Raw genomic sequence first — 21,592 nt, forward strand, 5'->3', positions numbered from 1 at the left:
GCGAGCAAGCTCGCTCCCACATGGTTTTTTGTTGCTATCAGGAAGTGGTTACTGCTTTTCCAGCACCCACTTGCGATCACCAGGAGTGAACTGAGGCTGTTCGTCCGCCTGGGCGGTATTCACCGTCTGGAAAATTTCCAGCTCCTTACCCTTGCGCGTAAAGATCCAGGCATTGCCTTGCCCGTTGAGTTGCAGCCACATGTTGTCGTTGCCGCCACTCATCGAGGCGCAATCGCCCGCCAGACACAGTGCATAGCGATCCGCCCCCGGCAGGCCGGTTACCTGGCCGTCGGCCTGGAATTGCACAGTGCTGCCTTCGCCGGGGCCGCTGACGACTGTCCAGCTGCCGCCCATGTAGGCGGAATACAGCGCGCGTTCGAAGCTCGCGCCCATCGGTGCGCCATCCGGCACCGGGATCGCTGCGCGGTCGAAGACCTGGGCGGGTTCGTTTTCGGTCGCGGCCTGGCTCAATTGTTTGCCGTCGCGCTTGAGTTCACTTCCGGAACTGCCATAGAAGTCGATCTTCCAGGCACCGGACTCTTCGCCCAGCAGCTTGCCTTCGACATTCTCAAAACCGTTGGTGTAGCGGGCCTGAGCGGCCTTGGTGTTGACGTCCCATTCCAGGTTCGGGCCATAGGCCTGGAGCGCTTCGCGCAGGGGGCCGCCTTTGGAGGCAGCATCGATCGCCACCTGGTTGATCCAGGTGCCGCTGATGTCACGGTCGGCAGGGTTGCTGGCACATCCGCCCAGGAGCAGGGCGAGCAGCGAGAGAGCAAGCGCATTGCGCATGGTGGAATCCTTTCAAAACGCTTTTTTTGCAGACATCAGCGGCGCAGCCTCATGAGGCTGCGCCGGACGCATTACTCGATGACCAGAATGGCATCCATTTCAACCTGCGAACCCTTTGGCAGGGCAGCTACGCCGATGGCGGCGCGGGCAGGGTAGGGCTGGTCGAAGTACTTGCCCATGATCTCGTTGACCTTGGCGAAGTGGCTCAGGTCAGTGAGGAAGATGTTCAGTTTGACGATGTCCTTGAACGAACCGCCAGCCGCTTCGGCCACGGCCTTGAGGTTCTCGAACACCTGGACGGTCTGGGCTTCGAAGCCTTCAACCAGTTCCATGGTTTTCGGGTCCAGAGGAATCTGGCCGGACATGTAGACAGTGTTGCCAGCCTTGATCGCCTGGGAGTAGGTGCCGATGGCGGCCGGGGCCTTGTCGCTGGTGATAACGGTCTTGGTCATGAATGACTCCTTGTAATAGTGGCTTAGGCGCGCATGCGGGTGATGCGAATCACCCCGGTCAGTGCGCGCAGTTTCTTGATCACGCGGGCCAGGTGCACTCGGTCATGCACGCTGACCACCAGTTGGACCACGCTGATGCGACCATCGCGCTCGTCCATGCTGATTTTTTCGATATTGCCGTCGGCGGCGTTGACGCTGCTGGCCAGCAGTGCGATCAGGCCGCGCTGGTGTTCCAGCTCGACGCGCAGCTCGACGTTGAATTCGCCGGTGACATCCTTGGCCCAGGAGAGCTGGATGCATTTTTCCGGGTTGTGGCGGATTTCGCTGATGTTGCGGCAGTTGTCGAGGTGCACGACCATGCCTTTGCCCGCCGACAGGTGGCCGACAATCGGGTCACCCGGGATCGGCGTGCAGCACTTGGCGTAGCTGAGTACCAGACCTTCGGTGCCGCGAATCGCCAGCGGGCCTTCCGGACTTGGCAGTTGTTCGCCTTCGCCGAGCAGGCGACGGGCGACCACGTAAGCCATGCGATTGCCCAGGCCGATGTCTTCCAGCAAGTCTTCGATCAGTTCGAGGCGGTACTCGGTGAGCATCGCCTTGACGCGCTCGGCCGGGACTTTGTCCAGGGCACTGTCGAAACCGTTGAGGACCTTGTTCAGCAGGCGTTCGCCGAGGCTGATGGATTCGGAGCGGCGTTGCAGTTTCAACGCGTGGCGAATGTGCGTTCGCGCCTTGCCGGTGACCACGAAGTTGAGCCACGCCGGGTTTGGCCGGGCCCCGGGAGCACTGACGATCTCGACCGTGGAGCCGCTTTGCAGCGGTTCGGACAGCGGCGCGAGACGGCGATTGATCCGACAGGCAATGCAGCTGTTGCCGACGTCGGTGTGCACCGCGTAAGCGAAGTCGACTGCCGTGGAGCCTTTGGGCAGCTCCATGATCCGGCCTTTGGGCGTGAACACGTAGACCTCGTCCGGGAACAGGTCGATCTTCACGCTCTCGATGAATTCCAGCGAGTTGCCGGCGCGTTGCTGCATCTCCAGCACGCCTTTGACCCACTGGCGGGCGCGTGCGTGCGTGCCTTTTGGCTGCTCGTCGCCGCTGGATTTGTAAAGCCAATGGGCGGCGATGCCGTTGTTGGCCATCTCTTCCATTTCACGGGTACGGATCTGGATCTCGATCGGAACACCGTGCATGCCGAACAACGTGGTGTGCAGCGACTGATAGCCGTTGGCCTTGGGAATCGCGATGTAATCCTTGAAGCGCCCCGGCAGTGGTTTGTATAAGTTATGCACAGCACCCAGCACGCGGTAGCAGGTATCGACCTTGTCGACGATGATCCGGAACGCGTAGACGTCCATGATCTCGTTGAAGGCCCGACGCTTGCCGCGCATTTTTTTGTAGATGCCGTAGAGGTGTTTCTGACGACCGCTGACCTCGCCCTGGATGCCATCGATGGCCAGGCAGTGGCTGAGGGATTCTTCGATCTTGTTGACGATTTCCTTGCGGTTGCCCCGGGCGCGTTTGACCGCCTGGTTGATCCGCGCGGAACGCATCGGGTGCATCGCCTTGAAGCCGAGGTCTTCGAATTCTATGCGGATGGCGTGCATGCCCAGCCGGTTGGCGATGGGTGCATAGATTTCCAGGGTTTCCTTGGCGATCCGCCGGCGTTTTTCGCCGGACAGGACTTCCAGCGTGCGCATGTTGTGCAGGCGGTCGGCGAGTTTGACCAGGATCACGCGAATGTCGCGAGCCATGGCCATGGCCATTTTCTGAAAGTTTTCGGCCTGGGCTTCGGCTTTGGTCTCGAAGTTCATCTGGGTCAGCTTGCTGACACCATCGACCAGTTCGGCCACGGTTTCGCCGAACTGCGCTTGCAGCGCTTCCTTGGCAATGCCGGTGTCTTCGATCACGTCATGCAGCATTGCAGCCATCAAACTCTGATGGTCCATGTGCATGTCGGCAAGAATATTCGCCACCGCAAGAGGGTGCGTGACGTACGCCTCACCGCTGCGGCGGCGTTGGCCGTCGTGGGCTTGTTCGGCGTAGAAGTACGCTCGGCGGACCAGATTGACCTGGTCCTTGCCGAGGTAGGTCGATAAGCGATCGGCGAGGGCGTCTATGCTCGGCATGATAACTCCTGCCGTTCGCTGTGACCCCGCGCCGTGCTACGTCGACCAGGCATAGGCTTAGACGGCCTCGTTGGACTCGTCCTCGAACGCTGCGAACAGCGGTTCGTCTTCGACGATTTCAGCGTTGGCGATGAACTCGTAGCTCATCAGGCCTTCAGCGATTTCACGCAGGGCTACAACGGTAGGCTTGTCGTTTTCCCACTGAACCAGAGGCTCTTTGCCGCCGGTGGCCAGTTGACGGGCACGCTTGGTGGACAGCATGACCAGCTCAAAACGGTTTTCCACGTGGTTCAGGCAGTCTTCAACGGTTACGCGGGCCATGGTATTCCTCGGAGCGAATGCAATATGCGCGCTGCCCGGGTGGGCGAGCGGACTCAACAGTTTAAAAAATCACCAGCGATTAGGGAAGCGCTGATTTTTTGACCAAGCCCTTCAACGCGCTGCAAGTGCCAATGTAAAGCCCTTGCAGCGGTTTTGGGAAGAGCTGTTTAGCCGAGCAATTCAGCCAAAAGTTTACCGTGGCGCTGCTGCTGACGCTTCTGATGCAGCTGATTGGCCCGGAAAATAGCCTGCAAATCACGCAGCGCGTGGGCGAAATCGTCGTTGATGATCAAGTAGTCGTAGTCGACGTAATGGCTCATCTCGCTGACGGCTTCGCGCATACGGCCATCAATGATCTCGTCGCTGTCCTGGCCGCGATTGGTCAGGCGCTGGTGCAAGGCTTGAAGGGACGGCGGCAGAATGAAGATCGAACGGGCCTGGGGCATCAACTTGCGCACTTGCTCGGCACCTTGCCAGTCAATTTCCAGAATCAGGTCGTGGCCTTCGTCCAGGGTTTGCTGCAGGTGGCTTTGCGAAGTGCCGTAGAGGTTGCCAAACACTTCGGCGCGCTCGAGGAAATCGCCGTGTTCGATCATCTTCACGAACTCGCTGCGTTCGACGAAGTGATAATTCACGCCGTTCACTTCACCGGGGCGCATCGCGCGGGTGGTGTGGGAGACCGAAACGCGGATCTCCTGGTCAGCGTCAGTCAGGGCCTTGACCAGGCTGCTCTTGCCCGCGCCCGAAGGCGCGGAAATGATGTACAGGGTGCCGGTGCTGTGGGTCATGTCAGGTTTGCCTTACTCAATATTCTGCACTTGTTCGCGCATCTGCTCGATCAACACTTTGAGGTTGACCGCCGCCTGGGTGCTGCGCGGGTCGAAGGCTTTGGAGCCCAGTGTATTGGCTTCGCGGTTGAGCTCCTGCATCAGGAAGTCCAGGCGCCGACCGGCCGCGCCGCCGGACTTGAGCACCCGGCGAACTTCGATGATGTGAGTGCTCAGGCGATCCAGTTCTTCGGCGACGTCACTCTTTTGAGCGAGCATGACCATTTCCTGTTCCAGACGCTGCGGGTCCATCTCGGCTTTCATGTCGGCAAAGCGGTCGAGGACTTTCTGGCGTTGTGTGGCAAGCATCTGCGGGACCAGTTCACGCAGGGTCACAACGTCTGCTTCGATAGCGGTCAGGCGGTCGCTGATCAAACGCGCCAGCTCCGCGCCTTCGCGCTCGCGGCCGGCCTTGAGCTCTTTCAAGCCTTCGTTGAACAGCGCCAGCGCTTCGGTGTTCAGGGCTTGCGGGTCGGTGGCGTCGCCGACCAGCACGCCGGGCCAGGCCAGAACTTCCAGCGGGTTCAGCGCCGCCGGGTTCTTGATCAGGCTGGCGATGGTCTCGGCCGCCGCAACCAGTTGCGCGGCGCGCGCGCGGTCCACTTGCAGCGGTTTGTCTGTGTTTTCTTCGGTGAAGCGCAGGGTGCATTCGAGCTTGCCGCGGGAGATTCCCTGGCGCAACGCTTCGCGGACCGCGCCTTCGAGGTCGCGAAACGACTCCGGCAGACGTAAATGCGGTTCCAGGTAGCGGCTGTTGACCGAGCGCAATTCCCAGCTCAGGGTGCCTTGGGCGCCGGCTTTTTCGACGCGGGCGAAGGCGGTCATGCTGTGCACCATGGCGGTACCTCGCAATGCAGGCTCATGCGTTACCAATGGTTTCGCAGGCCCGATCTATATGAATTTAAGCCGACAGGCAGCAAAGGCGCAGGATTGTAGCGCAGTGGGGCGGATGCTCCCAAACACACGGTGTGACAAAGGGCTGCAGGCCGTCGGTAAACGCTGTTCTAAGCTGAAGCCAGAGCCTTCGATCGTCGGGCGAATTTTTTAGAAGTGCCCAGGCATGGCGCGCGGCTCTATAATGCTCGGCAGTTTTCCGTCCTCCGTACAGGTATTCCCTATGAAACGTCCAAGTGGTCGCGCTGCCGATCAGCTCCGCTCGATCCGCATTACCCGCAACTACACCAAACACGCCGAGGGGTCTGTACTGGTCGAGTTCGGTGATACCAAAGTCATCTGCACCGTCAGCGTCGAAAACGGCGTGCCGCGCTTCCTCAAAGGTCAGGGCCAAGGCTGGTTGACGGCCGAGTACGGCATGCTGCCGCGCGCCACGGGCGAGCGTAACCAGCGTGAAGCGAGCCGCGGCAAGCAAGGCGGCCGCACGCTGGAGATCCAGCGTCTGATCGGTCGTTCCCTGCGCGCTTCGCTGGACATGTCCAAGCTGGGCGACGTCACCCTGTATGTCGACTGCGACGTGATCCAGGCTGACGGCGGCACCCGCACCGCGTCCATCACTGGCGCAATGGTTGCGCTGATTGATGCGTTGAAAGTAATCAAGAAGCGTGGCGGCCTGAAAGGCGGTGACCCGCTCAAGCAAATGATCGCGGCTGTTTCGGTGGGCATGTATCAGGGTGTGCCTGTGCTCGACCTCGACTATTTGGAAGACTCGGCTGCCGAGACTGACTTGAACGTGGTGATGACCAGCACCGGCGGTTTCATCGAAGTTCAGGGCACTGCCGAAGGCGCGCCGTTCCAGCCTGAAGAGCTGACCGCGATGCTTGAACTGGCGAAACAGGGCATGACCGAAATATTCGAACTGCAGAAAGCCGCACTGGCCGACTGACCGGAACCATTCCAGGCAAGGAGGACACCATGAGTGACGAACAAGAGCTGCTTCCCCTTCCGAGCAAAGACGTTCGGCAGTGGGCGATGTTTTGTCACCTGTCCGCCTTGCTGGGGATCTGGATTCCTTTCGGCACGCTGATCGGCCCGCTGATTCTCTGGCAGATGAAACGCGAGATGGACCCGTTCGTCGATGCGCAGGGCAAGGAAGCGCTGAACTTTCAAATCACCGTGGCCATTGCCTCCGCCATCTGCTTCTTGCTGATGGTGGTGATCATCGGGTTCTTCCTCTTGGGTCTGGTGGCGATTGGTGCGCTGGTGCTGACGATCATCGCCGGCGTGAAAGCCAATGAAGGGGTGCCTTATCGGTATCCGTTCACCTGGCGGTTGATCAAGTAGGCTGCGGCATAGATTCCATGTGGGAGCGAGCCTGCTCGCGAAAACGCCGTTACATTCAACATCGATGTAACTGAAAGACCGCGTTCGCGAGCAGGCTCGCTCCCACATTGAAAACTCAGCGTGCATAAAAATGTCGATAGCAATCAGGCTGCGTGCAACGCGCAGCTCTTCAGCGCTTAAAAGTTAATCCCATCTCTTGTAGGACTTATCTTATTTTAAGTTGGAAAACTTTCTAAGCTGTCTGCTGTTGTTTACCATTTAGAGCAGCCCCTCTCCAGGGTTTTGCACCCACATTGTTTTCCTAACACTTCTAGTCACAACTGCAGTGCTTCAATGCGACCTATGTTCTTGGCAGCGGGACTTGTCGATTGGTAAAGTTGCCACAAGCATTATCCATAAAAATATTTAGATACGTTCAGACCATTGACGGTTCTTGAATCCAATACCAATTAGTGTTGATAAAAATCAACCTGTTCTAGAGACGTGTCCGGGTAAATAGTGCGTCTCCGAATATATATTCCAAGAGTATCCAATGATTGAGCTGGATTTTTATGGAACACTTGTGGCCGCTTCTTTAGTCCTTCTGTTGGGGCGCGCACTTGTCGCACGTGTCGGATTTCTACGTCTCTACAATATCCCCGAGCCGGTTGCAGGCGGCCTCGTAGTTGCAGTGATTCTCTTGGCACTGCGAGTCCTCGAGGTTGAAGTGCGATTTGATACCTCGTTGCAGACCCCCTTGATGCTGGCGTTTTTTGCGACCATTGGCTTGAGTGCGGACTTCGCCAGTTTGAAGAAGGGCGGGCGCGTGGTCGGGCTTTTTCTCCTGGCGGTCATCGGGCTGCTGGTGGTGCAGAATGCCATGGGTATCGGGCTTGCCAAGATCCTGGGACTTGATCCGTTGATGGGCTTGTTGACGGGCTCGATTACGCTGTCTGGCGGTCACGGTACAGGCGCTGCCTGGGGAGCAACGTTCAGTGAGAAGTTCGGCCTGGCGTCCGCCTCTGAACTTGCCATGGCCTCTGCGACGTTTGGATTGGTGTTGGGTGGGTTGATTGGTGGGCCCGTCGCTCGCCTGCTGATCAGGCGTGTCCAGACACCCGGCTGCGAGCACGATATGCCGCGCCTGCCAAAGGGCTTTGAGCAGCCCAACAAAGAGCGCGCGATCACCCCGTTTTCGTTTATCGAGACCCTCGCTCTGATCGCCGTCAGCTTGATGGCCGGCAATCTCCTTAACGGCCTGCTTCACGGAACTGCGTTTGAGCTGCCAACGTTCGTTTGCGTACTGTTCGTGGGCGTGATCTTACGCAACGGGCTTTCGGCGTTCGGCCTGTATCAAGTATTTGAGCGCGAGGTCTCGGTACTGGGGAATGTCAGTTTGTCTCTGTTCCTGGCGATTGCTTTGATGTCACTCAAGCTGTGGGATCTGGCTGCACTGGCGTTGCCGATCTTTATCATTTTGGCGGCGCAAGCATTAGTGATGGCGTTGTTCGCGATTTTCGTCACGTTCAGAGTCATGGGCAGTAATTATGATGCGGCAGTACTGGCGGCAGGGCACTGCGGTTTTGGGCTGGGGGCAACGCCTACTGCCATCGCTAACATGCAGGCAGTGACTCAACGTTATGGCCCGTCGCAAATCGCGTTTCTGGTGGTGCCCATGGTGGGGGCGTTCTTCATCGACATCATTAATGTCATCGTGATCAAGTTTTATTTGGCGCTGCCGTTTTTCGCTGCTGCTTAAACATGGGCGCAAAAAAATGCCCGTATCTTTCGATGCGGGCATTTTCGTAAACGGGTCAGTTAGATCGTCAGTGTCCAGTCGTAGTCGACGATCAGCGGTGCATGCTGCGAGAACCGTGGCTGACGTGGCAGACGTGCGCTGCGAACAAAGCGGCGCAGGCCCGGGGTCAGTATCTGGTAATCGAAGCGCCAGCCCAGGTTGAGCATCTCCGCCTGTTCGTTATCCGGCCACCAGCTGTACTGGTCGCCTTCACGGCTGACTTCGCGCAGGGCATCGACATAACCCATGTTGCCGACAATCTCGTCCATCCAGGCACGTTCAGGTGCCAGGAAGCCCGGGGATTGCTGGCTGTCGCGCCAGTTCTTGATATCCAGCTTCTGTTGCGCCACGTACAGCGAGCCACAGTAAATGTACTCGCGACGTTTGCGCCGCTGTTTATCCAGATAACGGGCGAAATCGTCCATTAGCTTGAACTTCTGGTTCAAGTCTTCATCGCCGTTCTGCCCCGAAGGGAGCAGCAAGGTCGCGATGCTGACCTTGTCGAAATCGGCTTGCAGGTAGCGCCCGTAGCGGTCGGCTGTCTCGAACCCGAGACCGCTGATGACTGCCTTCGGTTGCAACCGCGAGTACAAAGCCACGCCACCCTGGGCGGGAACTTCAGCTTCGCAGGCATAAAGGAAGTAGCCATCCAGTTGGAAGGCTGGATCGTCCAGTTCAAAGGCGGAGGCGCGGGTGTCCTGCAGGCAGATGACGTCGGCATTCTGTGCTTGCAGCCAACTGAGCAAACCTCGCTCCACTGCAGCCTGAATACCATTGACGTTCACACTGATGATCCGCATAAATGGCCCCAAAAATCGCGTGCGTGTATGATACACGGCGTCAACCTAATTAGCTAAATCCGTGGTATTTGGGGTTTTTTTCATGCAAGCGTATCAGCGCGATTTCATTCGTTTTGCCATCGATCGCGGCGTTTTGCGCTTCGGTGAGTTCACCCTGAAGTCCGGGCGCACCAGTCCTTACTTCTTCAACGCCGGCCTTTTCAACTCGGGTTCGGCGCTTGCGCAGCTGGGTCGTTTCTACGCGGCAGCCATCGTTGAGAGCGGCATCGCGTTCGATGTGTTGTTTGGCCCTGCGTATAAAGGCATTCCGTTGGCAGCGACCACTGCGGTGGCACTGGCTGAGCATCATGACCGTGATCTGCCGTGGTGCTTCAATCGCAAGGAAGCCAAGGCCCACGGCGAAGGCGGCAGCCTGGTTGGCGCCCCGTTGACTGGCGATGTGCTGATCATTGACGACGTGATCACCGCTGGCACCGCCATTCGCGAAGTGATGCAGATCATCGCTTCCCAGGATGGCGCCAAGGCGGCGGGCGTGCTGATCGCCCTTAACCGTCAGGAGCGTGGCAACGGCGAGTTGTCGGCTATTCAGGAAGTGGAGCGTGACTTCGGCATTCCGGTGATCAGCATCGTTTCGCTGAATCAGGTGCTGGAGTTCCTGGCGGACGATCCGCAACTCAAGCAACACCTGCCGGCGGTTGAAGCTTACCGCGCCCAATTCGGCGTCTGACCGTCATCCCAAGGTAGGGGTGCCGAAGGCTGCGATCTTTTGATTCTGCTGTTAAAAAGGCCGAATCAAATGATCGCAGCCTTCGGCAGCTCCTACAGGGGTGATGATTTCCCTAGGGATCGCAGTCAAAAAAAGACCCCGCTCAGCCAGGCTGAGCGGGGTCTTTTTGTATGCGCTATCGCTTAAGGACGCTTGCGATTGCTGATCAATGTACCCACACCGGTATCGGTGAAGATTTCCAGCAGGATCGCATTCGGCACCCGACCATCGATGATCAACGAGCTGCCGACGCCGCCCTGAACCGCTTCCAGTGCGCAGCGGATCTTCGGCAGCATGCCGCCGTAGATCGTGCCGTCAGCGATCAATTCGTCGACTTGCTGGGTTGTCAGGCCCGTGAGAACGGTGCCCGACTTGTCCATCAGGCCGGCGATGTTGGTCAGCAGCATGAGCTTTTCAGCCTTCAGCGCCTCAGCCACTTTACCGGCCACCAGATCAGCGTTGATGTTGTACGACTCGCCATTGGCGCCCACGCCGATTGGCGCGATCACCGGAATGAAATCGCCTTTCACCAACAGGTTCAGCAGGTCGGTGTTGATCCCGACCACTTCGCCTACCTGGCCGATGTCGATGATTTCCGGTTGGGTCATCTCCGGCGTCTGGCGGGTCACCGTGAGTTTTTTCGCGCGAATCAGCTCGGCGTCTTTGCCGGTCAGACCGATGGCGCTGCCGCCATGGCGGTTGATCAGGTTGACGATGTCCTTGTTGACCTGGCCGCCGAGGACCATTTCCACCACGTCCATGGTTTGCGCGTCAGTCACGCGCATGCCATCGATGAAATGGCTCTCGATCGACAAGCGCTTGAGCAGGTCGCCGATTTGCGGGCCGCCACCGTGAACCACTACCGGGTTAATCCCGACGGCTTTCATCAGCACGATGTCGCGGGCGAAGCCGGTTTTCAGCTCCTCGCTTTCCATCGCGTTGCCGCCGTATTTGATCACCAGCGTCTTGCCGACATAGCGGCGAATGTAAGGCAACGCTTCGGACAGGACCTTGGCGGTGTTGGCGGCGGCTTCGCGTTCGAGGGTCATTCAGGGCTCCGGCACTTCGATAAAAGGCGCTTCAATAAATCAAAACGGTAATTGGAGATCAGGTGCAACACGCTTCAGCTGGACTTTGAACACGTCCTTGATGCGCTGCAATTCAGCCTCGTCATCAGCCTCGAAGCGCAATACCAGCACCGGTGTGGTGTTGGATGCGCGCACCAGGCCCCAGCCTTTGGCGTAGTCGACTCGCACGCCGTCAATGGTGGTCAGGTCGGCGCCTTCGCCCCACTTCGCGTCGTGCAATGCATCAATGATGCTGAATTTGCTCTCTTCGGTCACATGGATATTGATTTCCGGCGTAGAAATATCGTTCGGGAAGGTTGCGAACAGCTCCTCCGCGGTGGATTTTTCCTTGCTGAGGATCTCAAGCAGACGTGCGGCGCTGTAGATGCCGTCGTCAAAACCGAACCAGCGTTCCTTGAAGAAAATGTGCCCGCTCATTTCGCCGGCCAACAGGGCGCCGGTCTGTTTCATTTTCTTTTTGATCAACGAATGACCGGTCTTCCACATGAGCGGACGACCGCCATATTCCTTGATCAGCGGTGTCAGACGGCGGGTGCATTTGACGTCGAAGATGATTTCCGCGTCAGCGTTGCGCGCCAATACGTCGCGGGCGAACAGCATCAGCAGGCGATCCGGGTAGACGATGTTGCCGGTGTTGGTCACCACACCGACGCGGTCGCCGTCGCCGTCGAACGCCAGGCCGAGGTCGGCGTTGGTTTCCTTGACCTTGGCGATCAGGTCCACCAGGTTTTCAGGCTTGCCCGGGTCCGGGTGGTGGTTCGGGAAGTTGCCGTCGACGTCGCAGAACAGCGGGATGACTTCGCAGTTCAGCGCTTCGATGAGTTGCGGGGCGATCACGCCGGCCGCGCCATTGCCGCAGTCAACCACGACTTTGAGGCGGCGGGCCAGTTTGATGTCCTCGACGATTTCGCTGTTGTAGCGGTCGAGGATCTCGACTTGGGTGACACTGCCCTTGCCGCTGCTCAGGTTGTTGGTCTTGAGGCGATCATGCAGGGCCTGGATCTGTTCGTTGGCCAGAGTATCGCCAGCGATGACGATCTTGAAGCCGTTATAGTTCGACGGGTTGTGGCTGCCGGTCAGCATGACTCCGGATTTGCCGGCCAGCACGTTGGCGGCGTAGTACAGCGCCGGCGTTGGCACCAGGCCCACGTCGCTGACGTGGCAACCGGCGTCGGCCAGGCCTTTGATCAATTGTTCGACCAGCTCCGGGCCGGACAGGCGACCGTCGCGGCCAACGGAAACGTTCGGTTCATCCTGGGCCAGGCTCTGGGCACCGATGGCACGGCCGAGCCAGTAAGCGGTCTCGGCGTTGAGGAATTCGGGGACGGTGCCGCGAATATCGTAAGCGCGGAAAATGCTGTCGGGGAATTTGGGTGCGACTTGTGCTGGGGTGCTCATCTGTAGGAATGCTCCATCTCGAAAGTGGCTGGACCTGTCCGCGAACAACTCGTCGGCTGGCTCAAACTGAAGGGTATGACGGCGTTTTCCACAGAGAGTTCGTGGTGCGAAAAGGCCATGCCACCAGCATGTGCAGGTATTTAACCCGCCAATGCCTTGATTTCCAGCAGTTAACTTGCAGATCAGTCCTTACAAATTTGTACCGGTATCGCTTGCTCATGTAGGAGCTGCCGAAGGCTGCGATCTTTGATTTTGATTTCAAAGATCAAAAGATCGCAGCCTTCGGCAGCTCCTACGGGATGTAGCGTTTATCAGTTGGTGCCGGTATGCCCGAAACCGCCCACGCCGCGTTCGGTTTCAACGAACTCTTCGACCATCTCGAAATGCGCTTGAACCACTGGCACCAGAACCAGTTGGGCCAGACGCTCGCCGACGACCATGTTGAAATCGGTCTGGCCGCGGTTCCAGCACGAGACCATCAACGGACCCTGGTAATCGGAGTCGATCAAACCGACCAGATTGCCCAGTACGATGCCGTGCTTATGGCCCAGGCCGGAGCGCGGCAGTATCAGCGCTGCCAGGCCCGGATCGCCGATGTAGACCGACAGGCCGGTGGGGATCAGCACGGTCTCGCCCGGCTTGATCACGGTGTCTTGTTCCAGCATCGCGCGTAGGTCGAGGCCGGCGGAGCCGGGTGTGGCGTATTGCGGCAGCGGGAATTCGGTACCGATGCGGGGGTCGAGGATCTTGGCTTGCAAAGCGTGCATGTAAATTAAACCTGGTTCAGACGTTCGGCGATAAAAGTGATCAGCTGGCGAGCGATTTTGCTCTTGCTGGTCTGGGCGAAAAGTGTGGCATGGAGCTGGCGGTCGATCACGCTGCAGGCGTTTTCTTCGCTATTGAAGCCAATGCTCGGGTTGGCGACGTCGTTGGCGACGATCAAATCGAGGTTCTTGTCTTTCAACTTGCGGGCAGCGTAATCGAGCAAGTGTTCGGTTTCCGCAGCGAAGCCGACACTGAACGGGCGGTCGGGGCGCGTGGCGATGGTGGCCAGAATGTCTGGATTACGCACCATCTGTAGCAACAAACCGTCGCCGTTCGTAGGGTCTTTCTTGAGTTTCTGTGGGGCGACGACTTCCGGGCGGTAGTCTGCGACGGCTGCCGAGGCGATAAACAGGTCGCACGGGATGGCGGCTTCACACGCGGCGAGCATGTTGCGGGCGCTGACCACGTCGATGCGCGTGACGCGGTCCGGGGTCGGCAAGTGCACCGGGCCGGTGATCAGGGTCACGCGGGCGCCGGCTTCCACCGCGGCTTCAGCCAGGGCAAAGCCCATTTTGCCGGAGCTGTGGTTGGTGATGTAGCGCACCGGGTCGATATTTTCCTGGGTCGGGCCGGCGGTGATCAGTACGTGTTTGCCGGTCAGCGCCTGGCGCTTGAAGCAGTCTGCCGCGCATTGGGCGAGGTCGACGGCTTCGAGCATGCGGCCAAGGCCGACGTCACCGCAGGCCTGGCTGCCGGAGGCGGGGCCGAAGGCTTTGATGTCGCGGCTTTCGAGGGTTTGCAGGTTGGCCTGGGTCGCCGGATCGCGCCACATGGCCTGGTTCATCGCCGGAGCAACAGCGACCACGGCGTCGGTGGCCAGCACCAGCGTGGTCAACAGGTCGTCGGCAATGCCCTGGGCCAGACGGGCGATCAGGTCCGCGGTGGCGGGGGCGATCAGCACCATGTCGGCCCATTTGGCCAGTTCGATGTGGCCCATCGCGGCTTCGGCTGCCGGGTCCAGCAGGTCCAGATGGACCGGGTGGCCGGACAAGGCCTGCATGGTCAGCGGGGTAATGAACTCGCTGCCGCCACGGGTCATGACCACGCGCACTTCGGCGCCCTGGTCGATCAGGCGGCGAACCAGGTCAGCGCTCTTGTAGGCAGCAATGCCGCCGCCGACGCCCAGAACGATGCGTTTCCGATACAGCCGCTGCATAGGTCTGCCTTTCATTTCGTGGATGACTGCGTGGCGATACCCCCTCCCCAGGAGTGAAATCGCTCGCAAAAAAGATGGGCTAAGATATCACAGCGACCGCAACGGAACAGCGGCGCCCACAGACCAGGGAGGTGTTATGAGTATTCGTGATTGGCCGGCGGCGGAGCGGCCGCGGGAGAAACTGCTGGAGCAGGGTTCGGGGAGTCTGTCGGACGCCGAGTTGCTGGCAATTTTTCTACGAACCGGTGTGTCTGGCAAAAGCGCGGTCGATCTGGCGCGGCACCTGCTGCATCAATTTGGCAGCCTGCGCACGTTGCTAGAAGCGGATCAGGTGACATTCAGCAAGCATTTGGGCTTGGGGCCCGCGAAGTTCGCGCAGTTGCAGGCTGTACTGGAAATGGCGCGGCGCCATCTTGCTGAACGGTTGCGACGTGATTCCGTGATGGAAAGCCCGTTGGCCGTCCGGGACTACCTCAAGGCGATGTTGCGCCACGAACCCCATGAAGTGTTTGGTTGCCTGTTTCTGGACTCCAGGCACCGAGTGCTGGCTTTCGAGTCGCTGTTTCGCGGGTCTATCGACAGCACCAGCGTCTATCCGCGGCAAGTGGTCAAGCGCGCGCTGGCGCATAACGCCGCAGCGCTGATCCTCTGCCACAACCATCCATCGGGCAACACCGACCCCAGTCAGGCCGACCGCATGCTGACCAAGCGCCTGCAAGAGGCGCTGGAACTCATCGATGTGCGGGTGCTCGACCATTTTATAATCGGCGATGGCGATCCGCTGTCCATGGCTGAGTATGGGTGGATGTAGTGGGGCGACGAACACAAAACCCCTGTGGGAGCGAGCTTGCTCGCGATAGCGTCCCTTCAATCACTGAATAGGGTGACTGATACGACGCCATCGCGAGCAAGCTCGCTCCCACAGGTTTTGTGTCGGGTCGGACTACTTGAGGTTGACCTTGGAGTAGTCCTGCCGGCCGAACGGGCTGACTTGATACCCCTCGACATCCTTGCGTGTCAGCGCAAAGGCAGTCGGGTGCGCCAGCGGCAGCCACAGCGCCTGCTGCTGGATCTGCGCCTGGGCCTGTTCATACAGCTTGGTGCGCACACCTTGCTCGCCGGTGGTCTTGCCGGCGCTGATCAGCTTGTCCAGATCCTGATTGCAGTAGCGCGCAAAGTTAGTCCCGGATTTGACCGCGGCGCAGGAAAACTGCGGCGTGAGGAAGTTGTCCGGGTCGCCGTTGTCGCCGGCCCAGCCCATGAACAGCAAGTCATGCTCGCCCGCCTTGGCGCGGCGAATCAGTTCGCCCCATTCGATCACGCGGATTTCGGCCTGAATGCCGATTTCTGCCAGGTCGGATTGCAACATCTGTGCGCTGAGGCTCGGATTCGGGTTCAACAGACTGCCAGAAGGGCGGGTCCAGATGGTGGTCTGGAAGCCGTCCTTGAGCCCGGCCTTGGCCATGAGCGCCTTGGCCTTTTCAACGTCATGCGGATAGCCCGGCAAGCCCTTGGCGTAGCTCCAGGTATTCGGTGGATACGGGCCGTTGGCGGGTTCGGCGGTGTCTTCGAACACGGCTTTGACGTAGTTGGCCTTGTCGAACGCGAGGTTGATGGCCTGGCGCACTTCCGGCTTGTCCAGCGGCGGATGCTGGCTGTTGATGCCGACAAACGCGGTCATGAACGCGTCGGTCTTTTCAACTTTCAGGGTCGGCTCTTTCAGCGCGGCTTGTACGTCCAGTGGCTTGGGTGACAGGGCAATCTGGCACTCGTTACGGCGCAATTTCTGCAGCCGTACGTTGGCATCCGGCGTGATGGCGAAAATCAGCGGATCCACCGACGGCTTGCCGCGGAAGTAATCCGGGTTGGCTTTGTAGCGGATCGAGGCATCTTTCTGGAAGCGCGTGAACACGAATGGACCGCTGCCGATCGGCTGGCTGTTGAGCTTCTCGGGAGTGCCGGCTTTCAGCAGTTTGTCAGCGTATTCGGCGGAATAGATCGAGGCGAAACCCATGCTCAGCGTCGCGAGGAAAGTCGAGTCCGGGTGGTCGAGGGTAAAGCGCACCGTCAGCGGGTCCAGCGCATCAATCTTCTTGATCAGTGCAGGCAACTGCATCGATTGCGCATGCGGGAAGCCGCTTTGGGCCACTTTGTGCCACGGGTGCGCCGGGTCGAGCATGCGGTCGAAGCTGAATTTCACGTCTTCGGCAGTCAGATCACGGGACGGGCTGAAGTACTCGGTACGGTGAAATTTCACCTGCGGGTGCAGCTTGAACACATAGGTCAGGCCATCAGGCGTGATTTCCCAGCTGTCCGCGAGCCCGGCGACCACTTTGCCGCTGGCGGTGTCGAAGTCCACCAGACGGTTCATCAACACGTCCGCCGAGGCATTGGTGGTGGTCAGCGAGTTGTATTGCACCACGTCGAACCCTTCCGGGCTGGCCTCGGTGCAGACGCTCAGGGCGGCAGCGTGGGCAAGCGGGCTCAGTAGCAGCGGGGCGAGCAACAGCGGTAGGGCAGCGAGGCGCATGGTCGGATTCCTTTACAGATCGAAGGCCCATCTGCAAGTGCAGTCTGGAAAAGGCTTACCCTAGTGGGCTCTTTTGCAAATGACTATCCCCTTTTTCATTTTAAGGGGACTATGTGCGATCGTTTTCGGTGAGTGCTGCCCGAGGAAAACCCTGGATTGGCCTGTTGGCCGATTCTCTGCGACGAGCGGTCTTAATCGACGATAGCCTTTATCCAAGGCGTTTGTAGCCAGAAAAGCAGGGTTTTTATCTAGTCTGCGCACACGGAATGTTGTTGCTCTCTAGTCTTTCTGGTATAAAGCAGCGCTCTTTTCTAGGGGCCCGGTTCCTTCACTTGTAGGTGTAGCCGGTAAGACCTCTAAAGAAACGCGGCGCCTGGCGCCAACTGACTGAGAGATTAAGCGGCCAACCCATGCCGGGTTGGGCATGTGGTTTTAGAGGGCTGAGGCATGTCGAGAGTATGTCAAGTTACCGGTAAGGGTCCGGTGACTGGGAATAACATTTCCCACGCAAACAACAAAACCCGTCGTCGTTTCCTGCCGAACCTGCAGCATCACCGCTTCTGGGTTGAAGAAGAGAAACGTTTCGTGCGTCTGCGCGTATCTGCCAAAGGCATGCGTATCATCGACAAGCGTGGCATCACTGTCGTGCTGGCCGAAATCCGCAAAGCCGGCAAGATCTAAGGGAGCTAATCATGCGTGAATTGATTCGTTTGATTTCGAGCGCCGGTACTGGTCACTTCTACACTACCGACAAGAACAAGCGTACTACTCCGGACAAAATCGAGATCAAGAAATTTGATCCGGTTGTTCGCAAGCACGTGATCTACAAAGAAGGCAAAATCAAGTAATTGATTTTTCCCTCTTACGAAAAAGGCCCGTATCGCGAGATACGGGCCTTTTTTGTTGCCTGGGTTTGTAGAGTGCTTGTCAGGGCCTAATCGCGAGCAAGCTCGCTCCCACAGGGGATTTGTAAACGACTCAGATCCAATGTGGGAGCGAGCTTGCTCGCGATTAGGCTAGCCCTGACAGCACAAATCCTCAGGCCTTTTGTTCAAACGCCACATAGATCTTGCGGCAAGTCTCCAGCACTTCCCAAGTGCCCCGGAACCCGGCCGGAATCACAAAGCGATCACCCGCGCGCACGGTTTTGCTGTTGCCATCGTTGTCGCGCAGCACTGAAACACCCTGAACGATTTCGCAGTATTCATGCTCGGTGAAGTTCACGTGCCACTGGCCAACCGCACCTTCCCACACGCCCGCATTCAACTGACCGCAGGGGCTGTTGTAGTGGTTGTAAACCACCTGCTCCGGGTCGCCCTTCAAGATTTTCGCCTGGTCCGGTCTGTAGCGCTCGGGCTCGGTAGTGGCCTGGCTGAAGTCGACGATGTTCTGGATGCTCATTTGTTGTAATCCCCCGTGATTGCGGCGCGAGTGGCTGAAAAGGTGCTGGAAAGCCCAAAGTCTATGTTTATTAAAATGAACACCGCAAGGCCGTTTGCCGACCTTATGTCAAATATATTGATACAACCCCAGCCACTGGTTTAGGGTGGCGGTTGCCTTGGGCCGAAAGTGCAGGCTGGCCGGGCAGAATTCCTGGGGGCGTCCGCGAAGACCGCGGGGCGCTCGTATTCAACAAGAGGAGGACACTCGAATGACCACCCTGACTCGTGCCGATTGGGAGCAACGGGCTCGCGATCTGAAGATCGAAGGCCGCGCCTACATCAATGGCGAATACACCGATGCCGTCTCCAGCGAGACCTTCGAGTGCATTAGCCCGGTCGATGGCCGTCTGCTCGGCAAGATTGCCAGCTGTGACGCCGCCGACGCCCAGCGCGCTGTTGAAAACGCTCGCGCCACATTCAATTCCGGCGTCTGGTCGCGGCTGGCGCCAACCAAGCGCAAAGCCACCATGATTCGTTTCGTCGGCCTGCTGAAACAGCATGCCGAAGAACTGGCCCTGCTTGAAACCCTGGACATGGGCAAGCCGATCAGCGATTCCCTGTACATCGACGTCCCCGGCGCGGCGCAAGCCTTGAGCTGGAGCGGTGAAGCCATCGACAAGATCTACGATGAAGTGGCCGCCACCCCGCACGATCAACTGGGTCTGGTCACTCGCGAGCCGGTCGGCGTGGTCGGCGCCATCGTGCCGTGGAACTTCCCGCTGATGATGGCCTGCTGGAAACTCGGTCCGGCGTTGTCTACCGGCAACTCGGTGATCCTCAAGCCGTCGGAAAAGTCGCCTCTGACCGCCATCCGCATCGCTGCGCTGGCCGTTGAAGCCGGGATACCGAAAGGCGTGCTGAACGTGTTGCCAGGCTACGGTCACACCGTCGGCAAGGCGCTGGCCCTGCACAACGATGTCGACACGCTGGTGTTTACCGGTTCGACCAAGATCGCCAAGCAACTGCTGATCTACTCCGGCGAATCGAACATGAAGCGCGTCTGGCTTGAGGCCGGCGGCAAGAGCCCGAACATCGTGTTCGCCGACGCCCCGGACCTGCAAGCTGCCGCCGAAGCTGCCGCTGGCGCCATTGCCTTCAACCAGGGCGAAGTCTGCACCGCCGGTTCGCGCCTGCTGGTCGAGCGTTCGATCAAGGACACCTTCCTGCCGCTGGTGATCGAAGCACTGAAAACCTGGAAGCCAGGCAATCCGCTGGACCCGGCCACCAATGTCGGCGCGCTGGTCGATACCCAACAGATGAACACCGTGCTGTCGTACATCGAATCCGGCCATGCTGACGGCGCCAAACTGGTGGCGGGTGGCAAGCGCACGCTTCAGGAAACCGGGGGCACTTATGTTGAGCCGACGATTTTCGACGGCGTGAGCAACGCGATGAAAATCGCTCAGGAAGAGATCTTTGGCCCGGTGTTGTCGGTCATCGCTTTTGATACCGCCGAAGAAGCCATTGCGATTGCCAACGACACGCCATACGGCCTCGCGGCTGCGGTGTGGACCAAGGACATCTCCAAGGCCCACCTGACCGCCAAGGCGCTGCGCGCCGGCAGCGTGTGGGTCAACCAGTACGATGGTGGCGACATGACCGCACCGTTCGGTGGCTTCAAGCAGTCGGGCAACGGTCGCGACAAGTCATTGCATGCGTTCGACAAATACACCGAACTGAAGGCGACCTGGATCAAGTTGTAAGTCGGTTCTCTTTCCGACTTAGATCCCTTGTGGGAGCGGGCTTGCCCGCGAAGGCGCCGTGACAGCCAATGATGATGTTGGATGTGATGGCCTCTTCGCGGGCAAGCCCGCTCCCACAGTGTTTTGTGTTGTCTGTGAAAAATAATATCCACAGGAGCGTGGAACATGCGTTGGGCGACTTATTTCGCCGTGTTGGCGTCTGTCCTGAGTGTCGGCCTGGCTCTGGGCGTCAGCATGCCGCTGGTGTCGTTTCGCCTGGAAGGCTGGGGTTATGGCTCGTTTGCGATTGGCGTCATGGCCGCCATGCCAGCGATCGGGGTGCTGCTGGGGGCGAAGATCTCCAGTCATTTGGCGGCGCGGCTCGGCACCGCCAATCTGATGCGCCTGTGTCTGTGGGCCGGCGCGGTGTCCATCGGCTTGCTGGCGCTGCTGCCAAGTTATCCGGTGTGGCTGGTGTTGCGGCTGATGATCGGAGTGATCCTGACCCTGGTCTTCATCCTCGGCGAGAGCTGGATCAACCAGTTGGTGGTCGAGCAATGGCGCGGGCGATTGGTGGCGCTGTATGGCAGCAGCTATGCGCTTAGCCAACTGGCCGGTCCGGTGCTGCTGGGCGTGTTGGGCACCGAGCACGATTATGGATTTTGGCTCGGTGTGGGTTTGCTGATGGCGGCGCCGTTCCTGCTGCTGGGCCGCAGCGGTGCACCCACCAGCGAAGCCTGCAGCGTGACCTTCCGCGACCTTTGGGACTTCTGCCGAAGCCTGCCGGCAATTGCCTGGGGCGTGGCGCTGTTCGCGGCGTTTGAAGCGATGATCCTGACGTTGCTGCCGGTCTATTGCCTGCGTCAGGGCTTCACCACAGAAATCGCCTTGGCGATGGTCAGCACGGTGGTAGTCGGTGATGCCTTGTTGCAATTACCCATTGGCGCGCTGGCGGATCGTTTGTCCCGACGCACGCTGTTCACCGGCTGCGCAGTCGTGTTGATGGTGTCGAGCCTGGCGATCCCGTTGCTGATCGACACCTTGCTGATCTGGCCATTATGGGTACTGTTCGGTGCCAGTGCCGGGGGCTTGTTCACGTTGTCGCTGATCCTGATCGGTGAGCGTTACCGCGACGATGCACTGGTGCGGGCCAACGCGCATATTGCGCAGCTGTGGGGCATCGGTTGTCTGATCGGACCTTTGGCCGCCGGGGCTGGCAGTCAGTGGATCAGTGGGCATGCGCTGCCATTGCTGATGGCGGCTGGGGCGTTCGGGTTAGTGATTCTGCTAATGCGTCAGGGTGCATTCGGCACGGTGCAGCCTGCGTAGATCAAACGATCGCAGCCTTCGGCAGCTCCTGCATGAGGACTTT

General features: G+C 59.0%; 21 protein-coding genes and 1 pseudogene. 9 read left to right on the forward strand and 13 right to left on the reverse strand.

Going from position 1 to position 21,592, the window contains the following annotated elements; all coding sequences use genetic code 11:
- Positions 1-48: 48 nt before the first annotated feature.
- The 6 genes from F8N62_RS23415 to F8N62_RS23440 all read right to left on the reverse strand — a co-directional run bounded on the left by F8N62_RS23415 (position 49) and on the right by F8N62_RS23440 (position 5,355).
- Positions 49-789: a hypothetical protein gene (locus F8N62_RS23415; protein ID WP_150711354.1), complete on the reverse strand. Its 741-nt coding sequence runs from the start codon at positions 787-789 to the stop codon at positions 49-51.
- A 71-nt stretch (positions 790-860) separates the two neighbouring features.
- Entirely contained in the window at positions 861-1,241 is a 381-nt protein-coding gene (locus tag F8N62_RS23420; RefSeq protein ID WP_003229509.1) for a RidA family protein, read from the reverse strand.
- Positions 1,242-1,264: 23 nt separating this feature from the next.
- Entirely contained in the window at positions 1,265-3,370 is a 2,106-nt protein-coding gene (spoT, locus tag F8N62_RS23425) for a bifunctional GTP diphosphokinase/guanosine-3',5'-bis pyrophosphate 3'-pyrophosphohydrolase (protein ID WP_150712904.1), read from the reverse strand.
- Between the two features lie 57 nt (positions 3,371-3,427).
- On the reverse strand, positions 3,428-3,691 hold the full coding sequence (gene rpoZ, locus F8N62_RS23430; RefSeq protein ID WP_007894670.1) for a DNA-directed RNA polymerase subunit omega: 264 nt from the start codon (positions 3,689-3,691) through the stop codon (positions 3,428-3,430).
- Positions 3,692-3,858: 167 nt separating this feature from the next.
- Positions 3,859-4,479, reverse strand: coding sequence for a guanylate kinase (gmk, locus tag F8N62_RS23435; RefSeq protein WP_150712905.1), 621 nt, complete (start codon positions 4,477-4,479; stop codon positions 3,859-3,861).
- Positions 4,480-4,491: 12 nt separating this feature from the next.
- Positions 4,492-5,355, reverse strand: coding sequence for a YicC/YloC family endoribonuclease (locus F8N62_RS23440; protein WP_150713037.1), 864 nt, complete (start codon positions 5,353-5,355; stop codon positions 4,492-4,494).
- 280 nt (positions 5,356-5,635) lie between these two features.
- On the opposite strand from F8N62_RS23440, the gene rph reads away from it, so the two are divergent.
- From rph to gltS, 3 genes are all read left to right on the forward strand, one after another.
- Positions 5,636-6,358, forward strand: a complete 723-nt coding sequence (gene rph / locus F8N62_RS23445; RefSeq protein ID WP_150712906.1) for a ribonuclease PH — start codon at positions 5,636-5,638, stop codon at positions 6,356-6,358.
- A 29-nt stretch (positions 6,359-6,387) separates the two neighbouring features.
- Complete coding sequence (locus F8N62_RS23450) at positions 6,388-6,756, forward strand: DUF4870 domain-containing protein (RefSeq protein ID WP_150712907.1); 369 nt, start codon at positions 6,388-6,390, stop codon at positions 6,754-6,756.
- Positions 6,757-7,288: 532 nt separating this feature from the next.
- Positions 7,289-8,494 (forward strand): sodium/glutamate symporter, encoded by a 1,206-nt coding sequence (gene gltS, locus F8N62_RS23455; RefSeq protein WP_150712908.1) that lies wholly within the window; start codon positions 7,289-7,291, stop codon positions 8,492-8,494.
- A gap of 59 nt (positions 8,495-8,553) precedes the next feature.
- On the opposite strand, the gene F8N62_RS23460 is transcribed toward gltS, so the two are convergent.
- Positions 8,554-9,333 carry an exodeoxyribonuclease III gene (locus tag F8N62_RS23460; protein ID WP_008030595.1) on the reverse strand — a complete coding sequence of 260 codons (780 nt, stop codon included), beginning with the start codon at positions 9,331-9,333 and terminating at the stop codon, positions 8,554-8,556.
- Between the two features lie 82 nt (positions 9,334-9,415).
- Here F8N62_RS23460 and pyrE point away from each other — a divergent pair, with 82 nt between their 5' ends.
- Positions 9,416-10,060, forward strand: a complete 645-nt coding sequence (gene pyrE / locus F8N62_RS23465) for an orotate phosphoribosyltransferase (RefSeq protein ID WP_008030591.1) — start codon at positions 9,416-9,418, stop codon at positions 10,058-10,060.
- Between the two features lie 182 nt (positions 10,061-10,242).
- Here pyrE and argB read toward each other — a convergent pair whose 3' ends face one another.
- The 4 genes and pseudogenes from argB to coaBC all read right to left on the reverse strand — a co-directional run bounded on the left by argB (position 10,243) and on the right by coaBC (position 14,566).
- The gene (gene argB, locus F8N62_RS23470) at positions 10,243-11,148 is read right to left on the reverse strand and encodes an acetylglutamate kinase (RefSeq protein WP_045059191.1); all 906 of its coding nucleotides are present in this window, start codon (positions 11,146-11,148) and stop codon (positions 10,243-10,245) included.
- Between the two features lie 39 nt (positions 11,149-11,187).
- Positions 11,188-12,564 (reverse strand): annotated as a pseudogene (locus F8N62_RS23475) (phosphomannomutase/phosphoglucomutase); the annotation flags it as partial.
- A 332-nt stretch (positions 12,565-12,896) separates the two neighbouring features.
- Positions 12,897-13,352, reverse strand: a complete 456-nt coding sequence (gene dut / locus F8N62_RS23480; protein WP_150712910.1) for a dUTP diphosphatase — start codon at positions 13,350-13,352, stop codon at positions 12,897-12,899.
- A 5-nt stretch (positions 13,353-13,357) separates the two neighbouring features.
- Positions 13,358-14,566, reverse strand: coding sequence for a bifunctional phosphopantothenoylcysteine decarboxylase/phosphopantothenate--cysteine ligase CoaBC (gene coaBC / locus F8N62_RS23485; protein WP_150712911.1), 1,209 nt, complete (start codon positions 14,564-14,566; stop codon positions 13,358-13,360).
- A 136-nt stretch (positions 14,567-14,702) separates the two neighbouring features.
- Between coaBC and radC the strand changes: the two genes are divergently transcribed.
- The gene (gene radC, locus F8N62_RS23490) at positions 14,703-15,377 is read left to right on the forward strand and encodes a RadC family protein (RefSeq protein WP_150712912.1); all 675 of its coding nucleotides are present in this window, start codon (positions 14,703-14,705) and stop codon (positions 15,375-15,377) included.
- A 132-nt stretch (positions 15,378-15,509) separates the two neighbouring features.
- Here radC and F8N62_RS23495 read toward each other — a convergent pair whose 3' ends face one another.
- A complete protein-coding gene (locus tag F8N62_RS23495) occupies positions 15,510-17,096 on the reverse strand; it encodes an ABC transporter substrate-binding protein (protein WP_150712913.1) in 1,587 nt (528 codons plus the stop codon).
- A gap of 447 nt (positions 17,097-17,543) precedes the next feature.
- Between F8N62_RS23495 and rpmB the strand changes: the two genes are divergently transcribed.
- Together rpmB and rpmG are read left to right on the forward strand one after the other, a co-directional pair.
- Positions 17,544-17,777 carry a 50S ribosomal protein L28 gene (rpmB, locus tag F8N62_RS23500; protein ID WP_007894701.1) on the forward strand — a complete coding sequence of 78 codons (234 nt, stop codon included), beginning with the start codon at positions 17,544-17,546 and terminating at the stop codon, positions 17,775-17,777.
- 11 nt (positions 17,778-17,788) lie between these two features.
- On the forward strand, positions 17,789-17,944 hold the full coding sequence (gene rpmG / locus F8N62_RS23505) for a 50S ribosomal protein L33 (RefSeq protein ID WP_007894709.1): 156 nt from the start codon (positions 17,789-17,791) through the stop codon (positions 17,942-17,944).
- Between the two features lie 190 nt (positions 17,945-18,134).
- Here the strand turns inward: rpmG and F8N62_RS23510 are convergent, their stop codons facing one another.
- On the reverse strand, positions 18,135-18,497 hold the full coding sequence (locus F8N62_RS23510; protein ID WP_084317775.1) for a cupin domain-containing protein: 363 nt from the start codon (positions 18,495-18,497) through the stop codon (positions 18,135-18,137).
- A gap of 250 nt (positions 18,498-18,747) precedes the next feature.
- On the opposite strand from F8N62_RS23510, the gene F8N62_RS23515 reads away from it, so the two are divergent.
- Entirely contained in the window at positions 18,748-20,241 is a 1,494-nt protein-coding gene (locus F8N62_RS23515) for an aldehyde dehydrogenase (RefSeq protein WP_150712914.1), read from the forward strand.
- 165 nt (positions 20,242-20,406) lie between these two features.
- Positions 20,407-21,549: an MFS transporter gene (locus F8N62_RS23520; RefSeq protein ID WP_150712915.1), complete on the forward strand. Its 1,143-nt coding sequence runs from the start codon at positions 20,407-20,409 to the stop codon at positions 21,547-21,549.
- Positions 21,550-21,592: the final 43 nt, after the last annotated feature.

The sequence above is a fragment of the Pseudomonas fluorescens genome (genome assembly GCF_902497785.1).
Classification (GTDB): Bacteria; Pseudomonadota; Gammaproteobacteria; order Pseudomonadales; family Pseudomonadaceae; genus Aquipseudomonas; species Aquipseudomonas fluorescens_BO.

Coding starts and splice junctions, on each gene's coding strand:
- F8N62_RS23415 (WP_150711354.1), bottom strand. CDS start 789: ATGCGCAATGCGCTTGCTCTCTCGCTGCTCGCCCTGCTCCTGGGCGGA.
- F8N62_RS23420 (WP_003229509.1), bottom strand. CDS start 1,241: ATGACCAAGACCGTTATCACCAGCGACAAGGCCCCGGCCGCCATCGGC.
- spoT (WP_150712904.1), bottom strand. CDS start 3,370: ATGCCGAGCATAGACGCCCTCGCCGATCGCTTATCGACCTACCTCGGC.
- rpoZ (WP_007894670.1), bottom strand. CDS start 3,691: ATGGCCCGCGTAACCGTTGAAGACTGCCTGAACCACGTGGAAAACCGT.
- gmk (WP_150712905.1), bottom strand. CDS start 4,479: ATGACCCACAGCACCGGCACCCTGTACATCATTTCCGCGCCTTCGGGC.
- F8N62_RS23440 (WP_150713037.1), bottom strand. CDS start 5,355: ATGGTGCACAGCATGACCGCCTTCGCCCGCGTCGAAAAAGCCGGCGCC.
- rph (WP_150712906.1), top strand. CDS start 5,636: ATGAAACGTCCAAGTGGTCGCGCTGCCGATCAGCTCCGCTCGATCCGC.
- F8N62_RS23450 (WP_150712907.1), top strand. CDS start 6,388: ATGAGTGACGAACAAGAGCTGCTTCCCCTTCCGAGCAAAGACGTTCGG.
- gltS (WP_150712908.1), top strand. CDS start 7,289: ATGATTGAGCTGGATTTTTATGGAACACTTGTGGCCGCTTCTTTAGTC.
- F8N62_RS23460 (WP_008030595.1), bottom strand. CDS start 9,333: ATGCGGATCATCAGTGTGAACGTCAATGGTATTCAGGCTGCAGTGGAG.
- pyrE (WP_008030591.1), top strand. CDS start 9,416: ATGCAAGCGTATCAGCGCGATTTCATTCGTTTTGCCATCGATCGCGGC.
- argB (WP_045059191.1), bottom strand. CDS start 11,148: ATGACCCTCGAACGCGAAGCCGCCGCCAACACCGCCAAGGTCCTGTCC.
- dut (WP_150712910.1), bottom strand. CDS start 13,352: ATGCACGCTTTGCAAGCCAAGATCCTCGACCCCCGCATCGGTACCGAA.
- coaBC (WP_150712911.1), bottom strand. CDS start 14,566: ATGCAGCGGCTGTATCGGAAACGCATCGTTCTGGGCGTCGGCGGCGGC.
- radC (WP_150712912.1), top strand. CDS start 14,703: ATGAGTATTCGTGATTGGCCGGCGGCGGAGCGGCCGCGGGAGAAACTG.
- F8N62_RS23495 (WP_150712913.1), bottom strand. CDS start 17,096: ATGCGCCTCGCTGCCCTACCGCTGTTGCTCGCCCCGCTGCTACTGAGC.
- rpmB (WP_007894701.1), top strand. CDS start 17,544: ATGTCGAGAGTATGTCAAGTTACCGGTAAGGGTCCGGTGACTGGGAAT.
- rpmG (WP_007894709.1), top strand. CDS start 17,789: ATGCGTGAATTGATTCGTTTGATTTCGAGCGCCGGTACTGGTCACTTC.
- F8N62_RS23510 (WP_084317775.1), bottom strand. CDS start 18,497: ATGAGCATCCAGAACATCGTCGACTTCAGCCAGGCCACTACCGAGCCC.
- F8N62_RS23515 (WP_150712914.1), top strand. CDS start 18,748: ATGACCACCCTGACTCGTGCCGATTGGGAGCAACGGGCTCGCGATCTG.
- F8N62_RS23520 (WP_150712915.1), top strand. CDS start 20,407: ATGCGTTGGGCGACTTATTTCGCCGTGTTGGCGTCTGTCCTGAGTGTC.